The following is a 17,297-nucleotide window of genomic DNA, read 5'->3' on the forward strand; positions in this document are numbered from 1 at the left end:
CGGTCCGCGACATCGTCACAGGATGGTGGCGTATTTATTGACCAGCAGGATGTCCTCGACGGCCTGGATGTCCTTCTGCGACGACAGCGTGATTTCCTCGACGGCGGCGTGCAGGTCGCAGCCTTCGCGCAGCACGCGGTCGTAGATCTCACGTCGCCGTGTCTCGTCGGGTGGCAGCATGAAGATGCTGTAGAGGATCAGGCCGTTCAGGCGGGGCAGCTCGTCCATGATGTCCTCGAGCACCATGTAGCTGCCGGGCATGATGTGCTCGACGGCGCTCAGCAGAAATTGCAGGTTCTTGCGCCGCGCGTAGTCGCGGATCACGATGTTCTGGACGTGCTGCGGGGTGCGGCTGCCGTTCAGGGGCCGGGCACCGATATAGCCGCGATGGCCGGCTCGCTCAGCCATGGAAGCCTCCCGGCAGCTTGTATTGCATGCCGACCCGCGTCGCCGGGCGCAGCAGGATCGGCTCGAAGAACTCGCCGAAGCGCTTGTCCGCATAGGGCGACATGATGCTCTTGAACCGGCAATTCATGCTCCAGCGCGTGCCGGGCTCCTCGTTGACGCGATTGCCGTGCATCAGGGTCTGGTTGAACAGCATTACGTGACCGTAGGGAATCTCGATGAAGGTCGCGTGCGGCTTGATCGTCTTGTAGAGTTCTTCGGCGCTGCGCAGGTCGGCCATCCGGTCCTGCATGTCGCCGTTCAGGGACGGCGGCAGCAGATACATCGCCTTGGTGTGGTGGACGTCGACCAGCGGCACCCACACCACGACCTCGAACGGCGAATCGCCCGACCAGACGTCGGAATGGGTGGCAAGCAGCGACGAGCTGTCGCCGGGCATCTGGATGCTGAGATTGACGCGGCGCTGCATGCAGAGCTCGTTGCCGACGATGGTCTCGATGGTCGAGCGCGCGAGGCGGAAATAGGTCGGCCGGAACCACGGTTCGGCGTTGAGGCCGTTGAAAACGTGCAGCCGCAGGCCGTTGAGATCGTCCACACTCACCCGGGTGTGGATGCTGTCGAGCATCGCGTAGGGGTCGTTGCTGTGCGGCAGCTTGAGATAGTCCGCAGCAAGCTCGGCGGCGCGCCGCTGGATGCGGTCGAGGCCTGCGCGATCGTCGGCCGGGGTGGTGACGAAGCCGTTGTCGATGAAGCGCTGCGCCAACGCCTGCTCGTCAGCCTGAAGGAAGTCGGTATCCGTCATGCAAAATACTCCCGGGCGGTCGCACAGATATAGCTGATATCGGCGGCCGACAGGAACTGGTTGATGGGAAGCGTGAGGATCTGATCCGCCTGCCGTTCCGTCACCGGGAACGCGCCGCGGCCTTGCCCGAGATGCGCCGCCGCCGGCTGCAAGTGGATCGGGACCGGATAGTGGATCGCGGTCTCGATGCCCTTGTCGGCCAGATATTTCTGGAAGTCGTTGCGGCGGTCGGTCTGCACCACGAAGGTATGGAAGGTGTTGAACTCGATGTTGCGACAGGGCGGAATGAACAGGGGGAGCCCTGCGAGCTCGGCGCGGTATTGCGCGGCGTTGCGGCGCCGGCGTTCGATCACCGAGGGCAAACGACCCAGGCGAATGCGCAGCACCTCGGCCTGGAGCGTGTCGAGCCGTGAGACGATGCCCCATTCCTGGACGTCGCTGCGGTTGATCAGGCCGTGATTGCGAAGACGGCGGATGCGTGCGGCCATCTCGGCGTCGGCCGTGACGAGGAAGCCGGCATCGCCGGCGGCGTTGAGATTCTTCAGCGGATGGGCGGAGAAGCAGCCGAACGTGCCGATGGTGCCGCTCATGCGGCCGTCATAGGTCGAGCCGACGGCTTGCGCGCTGTCCTCGATCACGGCGAGCGCGTGCTTGTCCGCGATCGCCATCAGCGGGCCCATGTCGGCCATGCGGCCGGTCAGGTGCACCGGCATGATCGCCTTGGTGCGGGGCGTGACGGCGGCTTCGACCGCGGCGGGATCGATGTTCTGGTCCGGCAACACGTCCGCAAACACGGGCGTGGCGCCGACCGCAACGATCGCGGCGGTCGATGCCACGAACGAATTCGGCGGGGTGATCACCTCGTCGCCGGGACCGATGTCGAGCGCCCGCAAGGCGAGGATCAGCGCGTCGGTGCCGGAGTTCAGTGTCACCACATGGGGCGAGCCGAGATAGGCGGACAATTCCTCCTCGAGCTTTCCGACCGCCGCGCCGCCGATGAAGTCGCCGCGCTGGAATACGCCTTCCACCGCCTGCATGATCTCGGTGCGCTCCTCCTCGAACTGGGCGGGAAGATTGACGTAACCGATGCGCCGGCGGCCGGTGTCAGCGTCCATGGCAGAACTTCCTGACGGTCTCGATGACACGGTCCTGCTGGGCGCGCGTCAGATGCTGGTCGACGGGGAAGCTGATGACCTCCTTGGCGTGGCGATCGGTGACCGGGAAGGTGCCGGGCGCGTAGCCGAGATGCCTGAGGCCTTCCTGCTGATACAGCGGGATCGGATAGTGGATCTTGGCCTCGATGCCGTTGTCGAGGCAGTATTGGTAGAGTTCGTCGCGGCGCTCGGCGAACACCATGTACAGATGGTAGACGTGCTTCACGTTGGGCCGGCGCTGCGGAACGCGCAGGCCGGGCAGGCCGGCAAGGCCCGCGTCGTAATAGGCCGCATTCTCGATCCGGCGGCGGGTGATCTCGCCGGTCTGGCCGATCAGCCAGTTGCCGACGACGGCCTGCAAGGAATCGAGCCGCGAATTGCAGCCGAGGATCGAGATCTCGTCGCGGTTCTTCATGCCGTGGTTGCGGATCAGGCGGAGCTTCTCGTTCATGCCGTCGTCGTTGGTGACGACGACGCCGGCATCGCCCCAGACGTTGAGGTTCTTGAGCGGATGCAGCGAGAAGCCGGCGGCGATGCCGTGGGTGCCGGAGCGCTTTCCCGCAAACTCCGACAGGATGCCCTGGCAGGCGTCCTCGACCACGGGGAGGTTGTGGCGCTGGGCGATCGGCATCAGCTTGCCCATGTCGGTGACCTCGCCGGTCAGCTGAACCGGCATGATCGCCTTGGTCTTTTTGGTGATGGCGGCTTCGACCTGGTCGACGTTCATACAGAAGGAATCGTCGCAGTCGACCAGCACCGGCGTTGCGCCGGTTTCCGCGATCGCGCCGACGGTGGCGATGAAGGTGTTGGCGGCGGTGATGACCTCGTCGCCGTGGCCGACACCGAGCGCCTTGAGCGGCAGCTTGAGCGCGTCGGTGCCGGATCCGACGCCGATGGCGTGACGCACGCCGATCAGTTCGGCGAAGCGCTTCTCGAATTCGGCGACGGGCTTGCCAAGGGTGAAGTCACCGGTCGCAACCAGCCGGCCGATCTCGGCCAGAATGGGGGCGGGGTCTGAGAATTGCTCGAGCAGATAGGAATATCGAACGTCGTACATGTGACCCGTCAGGTGGAATGGAGTTGAGGGGAGGATGTGCGCGACGCCGCGAGCGCGTGCTCGATCGAAGTCGCGATGGCATTGGGCGCGAGGCCGTGCTTCTTCAGCAGCGAGTCCTGCGAGCCGTAATTGTGCATGAAGCGGTCCGGCAGCGACAGCCGCAGCATTGCGGGCAGGCCGGAGCCGAGCTTGTCGATCAGCGTCTCCGCGACTGCGCTGCCGAGGCCGCCCGAGGGCACGTGCTCCTCCAGCGTTGCCAGAAGCTTGATGCCGCGGATCGCCTGAAGCAGCGCTTCGGTGTCGAGCGGCTTCACCGTATGCATGTGCAGGATGCCGGCGCGGACGCCTTGCGCGGCAAGCAGGTCAGCTGCGGCGATGGCGCGCTGAAGCATGATGCCGGTGGTCACCATGAGGACGTCGCCGGGCGGCCGCATCAGGATGGCCTTGCCGATCTCGAAGCCGTGCTCGGCCTTGGAGACGATCGCGTCGCCGCCCTTGCCTAGCCGGATGTAGATCGGTCCGGTCCAGTCGAGCGTCTTGTCCATCATGCGCGCGGCCTCGTCGGCATCGCACGGGCAGATCACCGTCATGTTCGGCAGCGCCCGCATGATGGCGATGTCTTCGATCGCCTGGTGGGTGGGGCCGAGCGGCGCGTAGACCAGCCCGCCGCCATTGGCGATCAAGCGCACCGGCAGATTGTGCAGACAGAGATCGACGGCGACTTGCTCGTAGCAGCGGCGCGTGAGGAAGGTCGCGATGGTATTGACGTAAGGCACGAAGCCTTCCATCGCGAGACCGGCCGACATGCCGATGATGTGCGCTTCCGAAATGCCCTCGATCAGATGGCGCTTCGGAAACTCCTTGCTCATCGCGCGCAAGGTGCCGGCGCCGGGATCGGAGCCAATGTAGAGCACACGCTCGTCGCGCGCGGCGAGCTTGTGGACCATGTTCATCGCGGTGTTGCGCATGGGGAGCCGATCAAAAATCGCCGACGGCGACGCGGATGGCGTCGAGCTCGCTGTCGGACAGCTTGTTCTTGTGATGCCAGTCGGCGTTGGATTCCGCGGGCGGCAGACCCTTGCCTTTGACGGTATGGCAGATCACCGCAGTGGGCTTGCCCGGAACGGCCGGGACCTGCTTCAGCACGGTGCGCAGGGCGCCGACGTCGTGGCCGTTGATCTCCTGCACGGCAAATCCGAAGCTGCGCCATTTGTCCGCGAGTGGCTCCAGCGGCAGGACGTAGTCGGTGGGCCCGTAGCTCTGAAGCTTGTTGTAGTCGATCATCGCGACGAGGTTGTCGAGCCCGTGCTTGGCCGCGCCCATGGCGGCCTCCCACACCGATCCCTCGTTGATCTCGCCGTCGCCGAGCAGCACGAAGGTCCGGTAGCTGCGCTCGCGCATGCGGGCGGCGAGCGCGAGGCCGACGCCGATCGACAGGCCGTGTCCGAGCGCGCCGGTCGAGGCCTCGACCCCGGGCACCATGCCGTATTCGGGATGTCCGCCCAAGATGCTGTCGGAACCGCAGAAGCCATCGAGCTCCGACAGCGGGAAGAAGCCGCGATCGGCCAATAGCGCGTAGAGCGCCAGGCAACCGTGTCCCTTGCTGAGGATGGCGCGGTCGCGTTCGGGATCGCGCGGGTTCTGCGGGTCGATCCGCAGCACGTCGTCGTAGAGCACGCGGACCATCTCGATCAGCGACAGGGCTGGACCGACATGGCCGCGTCCCGCGGAGCGGACAGAGCCAAGGACCAGGCGGCGCAAATAGAGACTGCGCTCGTCCAGCGTGCAGGTGAGGGCGGCTTCAGCGTGGGGTGAGATCTGGATCACGTTGGCAAATCGTTTGATGAAGCCGGCGGGCTTTGTCGAGCTGACCGGCAAGGCGGACCGTCAGATCGCCACCTTGCGCAACCAAGGCGCGCCGGGAGCGGCTTTCGGGCAAATAAGCATTCAGGACAATCAGGCACCAAATCGCCCCGAACACAGGATACAGTACGTCACGGCGGATCGCAAACGCGTCATCCCCGGCCTCGAAGGCGCGCGAGAGCCGTTCGATCAAGCGATTCGCGCTAGCCTCGGGCAGATCGCTGCCGGGGTGAATCGCGGTGTCGGACACGAGTTTGACCGGATCGTCCCAGCCGAAATATTCGAAGTCGATGAAGCGCAGCCTGCCGTCTTGACCGCGCAGCGCATTGTGCAATCCGAAATCCGACGGGCTCAATGCGCGATGCGCGGGCAAAAGGTCCGCTGCAGGATCACGCCCCAGTTCCGCATAGCGCCGGCGGAGCCGCTGAACGGCGGCGGCAGTGCTGGGAACCAGGCTGCCGTCGACGAAGGCGCGCAAGTCCGGATGATCGTCGGAGGCCCGCCTCAGTCCTTCCAGGCGCTGCTCGTACTGGGTGATGGCGTCCTCGGGTGAAAAGATGCTGGCTGACGCGTTCCGCAAGGTGCGCGCACCTTCGGCATCGCGCAGCGTCTGCAATTCGATCAGGAAATCGGCCAGCTGGTCGGCATCGTCGTCCTGAGGACGCAGCACCGCAGTGTCGCCGTCGAACCACTGATACAGCGCGCAGAACGCATCGGCGTCCTTTGCGACCGGCCGTGGTGTTGAAGCGATGCCGTGGCGCGACAGGAACGTCAGTGCGTCATATTCCTGTCCCAGGCGGTCGCGCCCGTCGGACGGATAATGCTTGAGGGCGAGGGGCGGTCCCTCCGCCATCTCCAGCCGAAACACCCTGTTGTTGCCGCCGGATCTCGCCGGCTGCGCGGCCGCGACCCGGGCCCGCGCCAGACGGCTGCCGATCTCCACTGCATCCGCTGCGCCGATGTCGGGCTCGCTCATGCCGCAAACACCTCGTCGCGGATGCCGGCCCATGTCGCGATCGGCTTGCAATGTCCGGGGTGCGGGGACTGCGAACGCGTGAACAGGATCGATCGCGTGCCCTTCGGGAAATGCGGCTGCTCGAACACCTCGACGAGATCGTCGATGAAGATGTCCAGCTCCAGGCTCGCGAGCCTGTCGACCTTGGCGGCCATCGTGTCCTCGAAATAGATATCGCCGCTGGCCACCGCCGCGTCCGCAGCGTCGATCAGGCCGGCGCCACGCAGCCAGCCGCGTGCGGCCTCGCGCAGGTCGGTATGGTCGGGGTCCTGATGACCGAATCGGGTCTTGTGGCTGACGATGTACACCTTGGCGCCGGTCTGTCTGCACGCCGCGAGGAATTCGCGAACGCCCGGAAAGATCTCGGCGCCGCCGATGCCCTTGCCATAGACGAAGCCTTGCAGTCCTTGCCAGGCGAGTTCGCCACCGTTGCGGGATCGCAAGAGATCCCGCACATCGTTCTTCGGCCCGTCCCAGCCCTCCGGCACCAGGTCGCGCTGACGCGCCGCGGCGGCAAAGACCTTGTCGTAGCAGATGATCGTGTTGTCGAAATCGATGCCGATCCGCACGCCGCTCACTTCAGGCTGATGTTCTGCATCATCTTGATGTTGAAATACCGGGGATCGTTGAGCGAGTTCGGCAGGCGGCCGGACCTGAAGGCGTCCACGAGGCCGGACACGGCCTGCTCGATCGTGTGCGTCGGTGCAAATCCGAGCTCCCGGCGGATCTTCTCCGAGGAGACGTGATAGGAGCGCAGATCGTCGGTCGGCTCGACGGCCACTTCGACGTTGTTTCCGACCACCGATTTGACGATGTCGGCGATCTTCATCAGCGAGTGGTTCTCGTAGCCGATGTTGTAGGTCTTGCCGTCGATCTTCGCGTCATCCTGCTGCAGCAGGAACAGATAGGCCGCAGACATGTCCTGGATGTGCAAATTGGGCCGCTTCTGCGTTCCGCCGAACACCCGGATGCGGCCGGTGTTGACCGCGAGGTTGGTCAGGATGTTGACGACGACGTCGAGCCGCTGCCGCGGTGCGTAGCCGCAGACGGTGGCAGGACGAACCGTGCAGGCGACGAAGCCGGAAGCGGCCTCTTCGGCGAGGTCGGTCTCGCACATCGCCTTGAACTTGGAGTAGTCGGTGAGCGGCTCGCAGGACAGTTCCTCGGTCACCTCGGCCTCGTCCTTGATGCCGTAGACGCTCGAGGAGGAGGCGTAGATGAAGCGCTTGATGCCGGCCTTCTTGGCGGCGCGCACCATGGGGCGGAAGCAGTCGTAGTTGATGGACTTGCCAAGCCCGGGATCCAGCTCGAACGAGGGGTCGTTGGAGATGCAGGCGAGGTGGATCACCGCGTTGTTGCCGCGCAGGGCCTCGTTGATTGCGGCCTCATCGCGAATGTCGCCCTTGATCAGGCGAAGGTTTGGATTGTTGCGAACCGCGTCGAAAACGGATTCGCCATACATGAACAGGTCGAGCACCGTGACCTTGTGGCCCGCTGCCAGCAACTGGGGAACCAGCACGCTGCCCACATAGCCGGCGCCACCGGTGACCATCACGTTCCATTTCTGATCAATCACTGTCGTTCTCCAGATTTCCGGTTCGCGTCACTTCAACAACGCGGTGACGAATTTGACCAGCGGCGCCTTTTCGACCGAGTTGCGGTGACCGACGATCCCGACCTTGATCGCGCCGGCCGCGTTGCCGATGAAGGCAACGTCCTCGATATTGCCGCCGGCCGCCACCAGCGGCGCGGTGATAGTCAGGAAGGCATCGCCGGCGCCGACCGTGTCGACGACGGTCTTGGTGAAAGCGGGCACGCGCGCGACGCCGGTCTTCGACGAGAAGGGGTAGCAGCCGAAAGAGCCGTGCGTGATGATCATGTTGTCGCAGTCGATCTTGCGGTGCAGGCCGTCCTCGATCACCGACGCGATGTCGTTGAACTTGTCGGTGGCGGCCAGCCGCGCTTCCGGCGCGTCGATGCAGACGTAGTCGGCCTTCGGATATTTCGTGATCAGATTGTAGCCGTGGTTGCCGCTGTTGCTCTGGGCGTTGACCGCCAGGAACTTGGAGTTCGCGATCAGCGTGTCGATGGTGCTGGGCGCGATCATGCCGTGACCGAAATCGGTGACGATCACCACGTCCCCGCCACGAACGCGCTCGGCGGTGATCCGGTCGATCTCCTCGCGCTCGGCCGCGTCGAGCGGCGTGTCGTCCATGGTGTAGACTTCGAAGAGCTTGTGCAGATAGCCCATCTCGACGTAGCGCAATTTGCGGGTCGTCGGACGGCCCTGAATGCGGATCGGCGTCAGCGTGACATTCGGGCGGACATGCGCGCGAATGAACTCCTCGGGGTAGTCGTTGCCACCCAGCGTCGTGACGATCTCCACCGACTTGCAGAAGCTCGCGACGTGATTGGCCGCGGCAATGACACCGCCGGCAAATTGCTCGCCATTCTTGAGCAGGGTGGCGACGATGTTCTCCTTCGAAGCCTTCCCGAGCGCCGTGACGTACTGATATTCGTCGATGATGGTATCGCCGACCAGCACGACGTGCATGTCCTGGATCTTGTCGATCAGCTTCAGGAGGCGTTCCGCGCCGCCGCCCTCGCGCACCTTCTGGAGGTAGTCGCGCAGCGGGGGATCGTAGATGTCGAAATAGCGGTTCAGCAGCGACGACGAGCTGAAGGTGACGTCGCGCGTGAATACGATTCGCCCGCCATGACGTTCGACCACCTCGCGCTCGGTGGCGATCTTGCCGGTGACGTCGTCTTCGGGATTCTCGTAGTCCGAGCCCTTCACGTAGGTGTCGGGGCGCACGGTGTCGAGGACCGGCTCGGCGCTGGAGGTCCGGTTGATGCCGACCCAGTCGACCGTGCCGAGCGCGGCCAGCATCTCGGCGCGCATGTTCTCCGGAAAGATCGGCCGGCCCGGCCCCTTGTTGACGAAACGGTCGGCGGTGATCGTCACGATGACCACGTCGGCCTCGTTGCGCGCCGCCAGGATGTGCCGGACGTGGCCGAGATGCACGAGATCGAACACGCCGTGGCAGAGCGCGACGGTCAGGCCCTTGGCCTGTGCGGCGCGCGCAATCTCGCCCAGCTCCTCGATCGTCTTGATCTTGTCGTGCGGTGCCGGATGGCCGGTCGGCTTGTCTGTCGCAGCATTGCCCATGTGAATTACCTAAAGCCCCGGCAGCTCTCAGACGGCCGGTCCGAAATGATCGACTCGCAGCAACGATATCCGGCGAGCCTGTTCAAGAGCTTGCCTTCTGCGGCGAGCCGTCGTCACCGAGATATTTGAACCAGTCCTTGGTGGCGTCGGCGATCTTGTCGACCGTCCACAAGGGCGCATCCTTGTACTGATCCATCGATTTCAGCATCGTCGCGACGCCGTCCTCGAATTTCACCTTCGGCGTCCAGTTCAGGACCCGCTTGATCTCGGTGATGTCGGCGTAGGTGCAGTCGGGCTCGCCCGGACGCTTGGGAATATGGACCTTGTCGCCGCCGAGAAGCTCGACCAGCCGGTTGACGCTGTAAGTGTTGTCCGAGCCGACGTTGAATATCTGGTGCGAGATATCGGAGCGCGCGGCGGTGACGAAGGCGTCCGCGACGTCGCTGACGAAGGTAAAATCGCGCGTCTGCTCGCCGTCGCCGACCACCGTGAAGGGCTTGCCGGCGAGCTTCTGCGCCATGAAGACGCCGAACACGGCGCCGTAGGTGCCCGTGGTGCGATGCCGCGGCCCGTACACGTTGAACAGGCGCAGCGCCACCGCGGGAATCTTGTAAACCTGGCACCAGTGCATGACGCACTGCTCACCGAGATTCTTGGTGAGCGCGTAAGGATACATTGGCCGGATCTCGGCGCTCTCGGGCGTCGGATAGACCTCGGGAATACCGTAGCAGGACGACGATGCGGCGTAGACAAAGCGCTTGGCGCCGGCGTGCCGCGCCGCTTCGAGAACGTTGACCGTGCCGTCGACATTGGCGCGATGATAGGGAATCGGGGACTCGATCGAGGGGACGATGTCGGCCAGCGCCGCAAGATGGAAGACCCAGTCGATACCGTGAAAATACGGCTTGATCTGCTCGAGATCGGTGACGTCAGCCCGCACGACCTTCAACTGGCTCGAACCGGCGCGCGCGGCGAGATTTTCGGGACGCCCGATGACGAAATTATCGAGCGCGATGACCTCGTGGCCGTCGTCGAGGAGACGATCGACGAGGTGACTTCCAATGAATCCGGCGCCGCCAGTAACGATGCATTTCATGAGGAACATCCGTGACGCGAATGCCCAGCGAAACAGGCCCGCCAATGGTGAGTGAAACCCGAAAGCCGACTACCAGCCGCTCGCTGACTTTGCAAGTATTATACCTTTGCAATCCTTGGTAATAGCCGGTATCACCCGGACATGTTGCAATCGAGCCGCCAGCCAATGCCCGCCGTGTCCGTCGATCCCGATCACAAGGCTTTCCTCGACGATTACGTCGGACGCCTTCATCGCGCGACGGCGGTCGACGACGGCGTTTTCGCCGCGATCTCCGCCACCCGCACCATCTGGTTGCGCGCGCGCGAGCAGGGCGGTCGCGTCATCTTCATCGGTAACGGCGGCTCGGCCGGCATCGCCTCGCATCTGGCGATCGATCTGGCGAAGAACGCGTCGGTGCCTGCGCTCTGCTTCAGCGACGCGAGCATGATGTCTTGCCTCGCCAACGACTACGGGTTCGAGGACTGGATCGCGCACGCGGTGCGGCTGAGTGCCCGTGCCGGCGACTGCCTCGTCGCGATCAGCTCGTCGGGGCGCTCGAAGAACATCCTCAACGCGGTTGCGCAGGCGCGGACGATGAAGCTCGACGTGATCACGCTGTCGGGCATGAACGCGGACAATCCGCTGCGCAATCTCGGCGACGTCAACTTCTTCGTCGACAGCCGCAGCTACAACATTGTCGAGACCACTCACCAGTTCTGGATGATGGCCGCGATCGACCTCGTGATCGGTCGCGCGGAATATCCGGCATCCTGAGGCGGGCATCCGATGCAGTCGCGGTTCAAACAGGCGGCCCTGTTTTCGATAAAGCTGCTGCTGTCGATCGCGGTGCTGGTCTACATTGCGCGCGGCCTCGATCTGCAGCGGTTGCGCAGCCATCTCGTCTCGGTCGATCCTTTGCTGTTCGTCCTGGCGCTGTCGTTGATTTTCTTCCAGACATTCGTGCTCAACGGCCGGTGGGAGCTGATCATGCGCGCGCTCGGCGTGTCGCTGGACTGGCTCGCTGGCTGGCGGATCCTGATGATCAGCCTCTGGTTCAATCAGGTGTTGCCGTCCTCGGTCGGCGGTGATGCGGTGCGGATGTGGCTGCTGCGCCAGCGCGGCGTGCAGTGGCCGGAGGCGGTCAAGGGCGTTGCGGCCGACCGTTTCACGGCATTGATCGGCCTGATCGCGCTGATGGTGGCCGGGTTGCCGTTTCTGTTGTCTCGCGTGTCCGATTCTGCTGCGATTCTGGCCATCGGCGGGCTGACGCTGGCCGGCGTCGCCGGCACCGTGGTTCTGTTGACGCTCGACCGTCTGCCCAAGCGCTTGATCGCCCATCCGGCGATCGCAAGCTTCGTCCGGTTCGGCGCGTTGGTCAGGTTTCTTCTCCTGCAGTCCGAGCGCCGCGCCTTGCTGTTCGGGTCGGCGCTGCTCATTCATATCGTGACCGCCGCGGCCTGCTTCGCCCTGGCGCGCGGTGTCGGAGCACAGCTCTCGGTGGTGGACGCCGGCATCCTGATTCCGCCTGTGGTGCTGTTGACGGCGGTCCCGATCTCGATCAGCGGCTGGGGTGTTCGCGAGGGAGCGATGGTCGCCTGCCTCGGTCTGGCGGGTGTCCCCTCCGAGGAAGCGCTGTCGGTTTCGCTGCTGCTGGGCGCCATCAGCGTGATTATCGGACTCGTCGGCGGCGCGATCTGGCTGGCAAGTCCGGAGCGCGGATCGTATTCAGCGGACAAGGCCGCCAAGGCGGCGGAGGAAGCTCCCAGCTATGACGGGCTGGTCAAGGAAGTCTCGAGCCACCCATGACTCGCTTGAGCGCGTTGACGGCGGTCTGGTCTTCACGGGGTGGGGTTGCCTCACCCGATCGCGTATCTCATTTTTCGGTTCCACGATGAAAAATCTGTTCTACGTCCGCCACACCTGCCGCCTCTGTCATTCGGACAAGCAGGAGCTGGTCGTCCCGATGGCAGGCATGCCGATCGGCACGCCGAACTTCCAGGTCCCCGACGCCAGCGTCGACGATCCGGTGTTCCGGGCCGCGGTTCCGATGGCGCTGCATCTGTGCAGGGATTGCGGCCATCTGCAAATTCTCCATGTCGGTAATCCCGAGATCCAGTACCGCAACTACGTCTACACAACCTCGCTCTCGCTCGGGTTGCGCGAGCACTTCGCCGGCTATGCCAACGACGTCGTCAGCCGCTTCGGCATCACGCCGGGCTCGCTGGTCGTCGAGCTCGGCAGCAACGACGGATCGCTGCTCGGCTACTTCAAAGAGCGCGGCATGCGGGTGCTGGGTGTCGATCCCGCCGTCGATATCGCCAAGCGCGCGACCGAGGCTGGGATCGAGACCATCGGTGATTTCTTCACCGATGCCATTGGTCACCGTATCCTGCAGAGCCACGGTGCGGCGAGCGTCGTGATTGCCAACAACATGATCGCCAATGTCGACAATCTCGATCCGCTGGTGATCGGGGTTCGGGACGTGCTTGCGCCGGACGGGTTGTTCGTCTTCGAAACGCAATACGGCGTCGACGTCACCGAGAAGAACCTGCTCGACACCGTCTATCACGAGCATCTGTCGTATTTTAACATCAAGCCGCTGATCCGGTTCTTTGCCCGGCTGGGCATGGAGCTGATCGACGTCCAGCACATCTGGACCAAGGGTGGCTCGATCCGCGTCACCGTGCAGCGCGCCGGTGGCGCCAAGAAACCGTCGGCTGAGGTCGCGCGGTTCGTCGCCGAGGAAGAGCGGCTCGGCGTCGATCAGCCGGCCTATTATGGGCCCTATGTGAAGCGGATTGCTGCGATCCGCGACGAGCTGGTCGCGATGGCCGATGCCGCCCATGCACGCGGGCAGCTCGTTGCCGGCTACGGCGTCTCGGTCGGCACCACGACGCTGCTGCCGCAGTTCGGCCTGGAGAACAAGATCGACTTCCTGGTGGACGACGACCCCAAGAAGGGCAACGTCATGGCCGGCCCGGGTTACGACATCCCGATCCTGCCGCCTGCCGCCCTTTACGAGCGCAAGCCGGCGTTCGTCGTCGTGTTCGCCTGGCGCTATGTCGATCCGATCCGGGCCAAGCACGCCCGCTATTTCGCCGAAGGCGGGAAGTTCGTGGTGCCGCTGCCGGGCATTTCCATGGTCGACCGGGCCGACTGATGGTTGTTCCGGGCCGCCGCCAGCGAGGAGGGCGGTTGGGACGGCCCGAACGTCAGAGGGGCGCGCGGGATGGCCCGGTAACCCGTTGATTCGGATCGGCTCTGTTGGGGGCCTCCGGGGCTGAGGGGTGTCTCGGCGGGCGCGGCGTGACCTTGACGTTTGGCCTCATCCGCAGTAGATACCCCGCACTCGCTGCCGGCCCGCTGAGATGCGGATATCCGGCGCGGCTTTGAAATCCCCGAACAATCGAGCCCGGTTTCCGGCTCATCCTTCAAGACAGAGGGCTGGGCCAACGGCGGCTGTTCGGATCCCTGAAATTCATTCGCGTCTGTCGACGGACGTTGGACATCAAACGATGGCAGTCAGCCCGTTCAAGTTCTTGCAGGAAGTGCGCTCGGAGACCGCCAAGGTCACCTGGCCGACCCGTCGTGAGACCACGATCACCACCATCATGGTGTTCGTCATGGTCGCGGTGGCCTCGATCTTCTTCTTCGCCGCCGACCAGATCATTCGCGTCCTCATCACCTTTCTTTTGGGCATTCACTGATGGCTACAGCAACCGCTCAACTGTCCGACAAGCGCTGGTACATCGTCCACGCCTATTCGAACTTCGAGAAGAAGGTTCAGGAATCGATCCGCGAACAGGCCAAGCAGCGTGGGCTTGAGGATCTTTTCGAGCAGATACTGGTCCCGACCGAGAAGGTCACGGAAGTGCGCCGCGGCCGCAAGATCGACGCCGAGCGCAAGTTCTTCCCGGGCTACGTGCTGGTGAAGATGAAGCTGACCGACGAAGCGTTTCACCTGATCAAGAACACGCCGAAGGTTACGGGCTTCCTCGGCGCCGAAAACAAGCCGATGCCGATTTCTGAATCGGAAGCGATGCGCATCCTGCACCAGGTGCAGGAGGGTGTGGAACGGCCGAAGGCGTCGGTGTCGTTCGAGATCGGCGAGAACGTGCGCGTGGCCGATGGCCCGTTTGCCTCGTTCTCGGGGGTGGTCGAGGAAATCGACGAGGCGCGCTCGCGCGTGAAGGTCGCGGTGTCGATCTTCGGCCGCGCCACGCCGGTCGAGCTGGAATTCGGGCAGGTCGAGAAGGTCTGACCGGGTAGCGCGTGAAGCCGAAAAGCTTCGCGCAAAGAGAGGCCGTGGGAGGGAGAGGGCGGTTGCCAGCCGCATCCGACCCAGACCACGAACCTGAAACCGCCGGCGATGGCCGGCACAACAGGAGTTGTACATGGCAAAGAAAGTGACCGGATACCTGAAGCTTCAGGTCCCGGCCGGTGCGGCGAATCCTTCGCCCCCGATCGGTCCCGCGCTCGGTCAGCGCGGTCTCAACATCATGGAGTTCTGCAAGGCGTTCAACGCGCAGACCCAGAAGGAAGAGAAGAACACCCCGATTCCCGTCGTGATCACGATCTACGCCGATCGTTCGTTCACTTTCGAGATGAAGACGCCCCCGATGTCGTTCTTCCTCAAGCAGGCCGCCAAGATCCAGTCCGGCTCGAAGGCGCCGGGCCGCGACAAGGCCGGCGCGGTGACCAAAGCGCAGGTGCGCGAGATCGCCGAGAAGAAGATGAAGGACCTGAATTGCGACTCGATCGAGTCGGCCATGAAGATGGTCGAGGGCTCTGCCCGTTCGATGGGTCTGGAAGTGGCGGGGTAAGCGGCTATGGCAATCGGAAAACGTTTGAACAAAGCCCGCGAAGGTGTTGATCGCGAAAAGCTTTACCCGCTCGCGGACGCCATCAAGATGGTCAAGGAACGCGCGAAAGCGAAGTTCGACGAGACCATCGAGGTCGCGATCAATCTCGGCGTCGATCCGCGTCACGCCGACCAGATGGTCCGTGGCGTCGTGACCCTGCCGAACGGCACCGGCCGTACGCTCCGCGTCGGCGTGTTCGCCCGTGGCGCCAAGGCTGACGAAGCCAAGGCTGCGGGTGCCGACGTCGTCGGCGCCGAAGACCTGGTCGAGAAGGTGCAGAACGGCTCGATCGATTTCGACCGCTGCATCGCCACCCCCGACATGATGCCGCTGGTCGGCCGGTTGGGTAAGGTGCTCGGCCCGCGCGGCCTGATGCCGAACCCGAAGATCGGCACCGTGACCATGGACGTCACCGGTGCGGTGAAGGGTGCCAAGGGCGGCTCGGTCGAGTTCCGCGTCGAGAAGGCCGGCATTCTGCAGGCCGGCGTCGGCAAGGCCTCGTTCTCCGAGGAGAAGCTGGTCGAGAACATCAAGGCTCTCGCCGATGCTGTCTCGAAGGCGAAGCCGGCCGGTTCCAAGGGCACCTACATTCAGCGCGTTGCGGTGTCTTCGACCATGGGCCCGGGCGTGAAGGTCGAGCCGAATACGATTCTCGGCTAAGGTCTGCCTCGGCTAGAGGTTCGGAAATTGCATGAGGCGAGGGGCGGAATTGGGCAACCGATTCCGCCCCTCGTCGTTTGTGGCAGGGCTCACCGGAAACAAGAACAATGGCTGACAAGGTCCTGATCTATTCGCGCTTTCCCAAGACGATGATGGCGCGTTTCGCCGAACGGTTCGAATTGCTCGACACGGGCGGCAAGCCCGCAGGCGAAGTGTTTTCGGCGGAGGAGCTCAGTGGCATCCGCGCGATGCTCACCGCAGGCGGCTCGCCGCTCGGCGCGGAGGCGATGGACCTGTTTCCAAGACTCGGCGCCATCGTCTGCTACGGCACCGGTTATGACGGGGTGGACCTGACGGTCGCAGCCGCCCGCAACATCGCTGTCGGCCACAGCCCGGGCGCCAATGCCGCCTCGGTCGCCGACATCGCGATGACCCTGATGCTGGCAACGACGCGGCGGATCCTGGTCGCCGACCAATACGTCCGCAGCGGCGACTGGGCGGGTTCGAAGCAATCGCCGATGATGCGCCCGCAGGCGGGCATGCCCGGCCGCCGCATCGGCATCTATGGCATGGGTGAGATCGGCCGCAAGATCGCGGCCCGCTGCGCCGCCTTCGAGAGCGAAATCGGCTATTTCAGCCGGACAAAATACGATCTGCCCTATCAGTATTTCCCGACGCTGGAGGCGCTGGCCGATTGGTGCAGCGTGCTGATGATCGCGGTCCGGGCAGGGGCCGACACCCAGCATGTCGTCAATGCGGACATCCTGAAGCGCCTGGGCGCGGACGGCTATGTCGTCAATATCTCCCGGGGCTCTGTCATCGACGAGAAGGCGCTGGTGGCGGCCCTGACTGACAAGACCGTTGCGGGGGCCGGCCTCGACGTCTTCGAGAAGGAACCGCACGCCCCCGACACCCTGACGGCGCTCCCCAATGTCGTGTTCGCCCCCCATATCGGCGGCCATACCCTCGAATCGCACGTCGCCATGCAGAACTGCGTGCTGGCGAATTTGACCGCGTTTTTCGAGGGCAAGCCGCTGCCCTATGAGGTCAAATCGGCCTGAATCGGTCCAATCGGCCTGGATCAATCACCCAGGGCAACGGATTGGAACTGGTGTGAATTTTGCTCTTGGCAAGCAGGCTGCGAGCGGTTAAAGAACCGCTTCCGGACGTACCGGCCTCGGCTGGCGCGTTCGTGCACGCATTCCGAAAACCCGACAAGACAGGAGATCATTCCT

General features: G+C 64.0%; 19 protein-coding genes. 8 read left to right on the forward strand and 11 right to left on the reverse strand.

The genetic code is table 11. The features are described from left to right. Nucleotides 1–15: 15 nt before the first annotated feature. The 11 genes from C7G42_RS31565 to C7G42_RS31615 form a co-directional block, all read right to left on the reverse strand. Nucleotides 16–408, reverse strand: coding sequence for an LIC12192 family sporadic carbohydrate cluster protein (locus C7G42_RS31565; protein ID WP_106952782.1), 393 nt, complete (start codon nt 406–408; stop codon nt 16–18). Beyond that, entirely contained in the window at nt 401–1,207 is an 807-nt protein-coding gene (locus C7G42_RS31570; protein ID WP_106952783.1) for a sporadic carbohydrate cluster 2OG-Fe(II) oxygenase, read from the reverse strand. The genes C7G42_RS31565 and C7G42_RS31570 overlap by 8 nt, the downstream gene beginning before the upstream one ends. Beyond that, the gene (locus C7G42_RS31575) at nt 1,204–2,322 is read right to left on the reverse strand and encodes a DegT/DnrJ/EryC1/StrS family aminotransferase (protein ID WP_106952784.1); all 1,119 of its coding nucleotides are present in this window, start codon (nt 2,320–2,322) and stop codon (nt 1,204–1,206) included. Before C7G42_RS31575 ends, C7G42_RS31570 begins: the two co-directional genes overlap by 4 nt. Continuing rightward, nucleotides 2,312–3,418 (reverse strand): DegT/DnrJ/EryC1/StrS family aminotransferase, encoded by a 1,107-nt coding sequence (locus C7G42_RS31580; RefSeq protein ID WP_106952785.1) that lies wholly within the window; start codon nt 3,416–3,418, stop codon nt 2,312–2,314. The genes C7G42_RS31575 and C7G42_RS31580 overlap by 11 nt, the downstream gene beginning before the upstream one ends. Nucleotides 3,419–3,426: 8 nt before the next feature. Further along, complete coding sequence (locus C7G42_RS31585; RefSeq protein ID WP_106952786.1) at nt 3,427–4,386, reverse strand: transketolase family protein; 960 nt, start codon at nt 4,384–4,386, stop codon at nt 3,427–3,429. 10 nt (nt 4,387–4,396) lie between these two features. Beyond that, nucleotides 4,397–5,245, reverse strand: coding sequence for a transketolase (locus C7G42_RS31590; RefSeq protein WP_106952787.1), 849 nt, complete (start codon nt 5,243–5,245; stop codon nt 4,397–4,399). Continuing rightward, the gene (locus C7G42_RS31595; RefSeq protein ID WP_245428086.1) at nt 5,220–6,257 is read right to left on the reverse strand and encodes a phosphotransferase; all 1,038 of its coding nucleotides are present in this window, start codon (nt 6,255–6,257) and stop codon (nt 5,220–5,222) included. Before C7G42_RS31595 ends, C7G42_RS31590 begins: the two co-directional genes overlap by 26 nt. Beyond that, nucleotides 6,254–6,865, reverse strand: coding sequence for an HAD family hydrolase (locus C7G42_RS31600; RefSeq protein ID WP_245428088.1), 612 nt, complete (start codon nt 6,863–6,865; stop codon nt 6,254–6,256). Before C7G42_RS31600 ends, C7G42_RS31595 begins: the two co-directional genes overlap by 4 nt. A 5-nt stretch (nt 6,866–6,870) precedes the next feature. Further along, nucleotides 6,871–7,872: an NAD-dependent epimerase/dehydratase family protein gene (locus C7G42_RS31605; protein WP_094972010.1), complete on the reverse strand. Its 1,002-nt coding sequence runs from the start codon at nt 7,870–7,872 to the stop codon at nt 6,871–6,873. 27 nt (nt 7,873–7,899) lie between these two features. Continuing rightward, nucleotides 7,900–9,465 (reverse strand): PfkB family carbohydrate kinase, encoded by a 1,566-nt coding sequence (locus C7G42_RS31610; protein WP_106952790.1) that lies wholly within the window; start codon nt 9,463–9,465, stop codon nt 7,900–7,902. 82 nt (nt 9,466–9,547) lie between these two features. After that, entirely contained in the window at nt 9,548–10,561 is a 1,014-nt protein-coding gene (locus C7G42_RS31615; RefSeq protein ID WP_106952850.1) for an SDR family oxidoreductase, read from the reverse strand. Nucleotides 10,562–10,726: 165 nt separating this feature from the next. On the opposite strand from C7G42_RS31615, the gene C7G42_RS31620 reads away from it, so the two are divergent. The 8 genes from C7G42_RS31620 (at nt 10,727) to C7G42_RS31655 (ending at nt 17,123) form a co-directional block, all read left to right on the forward strand. Then, the gene (locus tag C7G42_RS31620; RefSeq protein WP_245428090.1) at nt 10,727–11,314 is read left to right on the forward strand and encodes an SIS domain-containing protein; all 588 of its coding nucleotides are present in this window, start codon (nt 10,727–10,729) and stop codon (nt 11,312–11,314) included. A gap of 12 nt (nt 11,315–11,326) precedes the next feature. Continuing rightward, nucleotides 11,327–12,346, forward strand: coding sequence for a lysylphosphatidylglycerol synthase transmembrane domain-containing protein (locus tag C7G42_RS31625; protein ID WP_106952792.1), 1,020 nt, complete (start codon nt 11,327–11,329; stop codon nt 12,344–12,346). An 85-nt stretch (nt 12,347–12,431) separates the two neighbouring features. After that, the gene (locus tag C7G42_RS31630; RefSeq protein ID WP_106952793.1) at nt 12,432–13,700 is read left to right on the forward strand and encodes a class I SAM-dependent methyltransferase; all 1,269 of its coding nucleotides are present in this window, start codon (nt 12,432–12,434) and stop codon (nt 13,698–13,700) included. A 355-nt stretch (nt 13,701–14,055) separates the two neighbouring features. Then, complete coding sequence (gene secE / locus C7G42_RS31635) at nt 14,056–14,247, forward strand: preprotein translocase subunit SecE (protein ID WP_007602984.1); 192 nt, start codon at nt 14,056–14,058, stop codon at nt 14,245–14,247. Then, entirely contained in the window at nt 14,247–14,801 is a 555-nt protein-coding gene (gene nusG / locus C7G42_RS31640) for a transcription termination/antitermination protein NusG (RefSeq protein ID WP_094895392.1), read from the forward strand. The genes secE and nusG overlap by 1 nt, the downstream gene beginning before the upstream one ends. A gap of 133 nt (nt 14,802–14,934) precedes the next feature. Further along, nucleotides 14,935–15,363, forward strand: coding sequence for a 50S ribosomal protein L11 (rplK, locus tag C7G42_RS31645; RefSeq protein WP_007602986.1), 429 nt, complete (start codon nt 14,935–14,937; stop codon nt 15,361–15,363). A gap of 6 nt (nt 15,364–15,369) precedes the next feature. After that, nucleotides 15,370–16,062, forward strand: a complete 693-nt coding sequence (gene rplA, locus C7G42_RS31650; protein ID WP_094972005.1) for a 50S ribosomal protein L1 — start codon at nt 15,370–15,372, stop codon at nt 16,060–16,062. Between the two features lie 107 nt (nt 16,063–16,169). Then, on the forward strand, nt 16,170–17,123 hold the full coding sequence (locus C7G42_RS31655) for a 2-hydroxyacid dehydrogenase (protein ID WP_106952794.1): 954 nt from the start codon (nt 16,170–16,172) through the stop codon (nt 17,121–17,123). Nucleotides 17,124–17,297 lie beyond the last annotated feature (174 nt).

Origin of the sequence: Bradyrhizobium sp. MOS003 (genome assembly GCF_003020125.1) — a bacterium.
GTDB lineage: Bacteria > Pseudomonadota > Alphaproteobacteria > Rhizobiales > Xanthobacteraceae > Bradyrhizobium.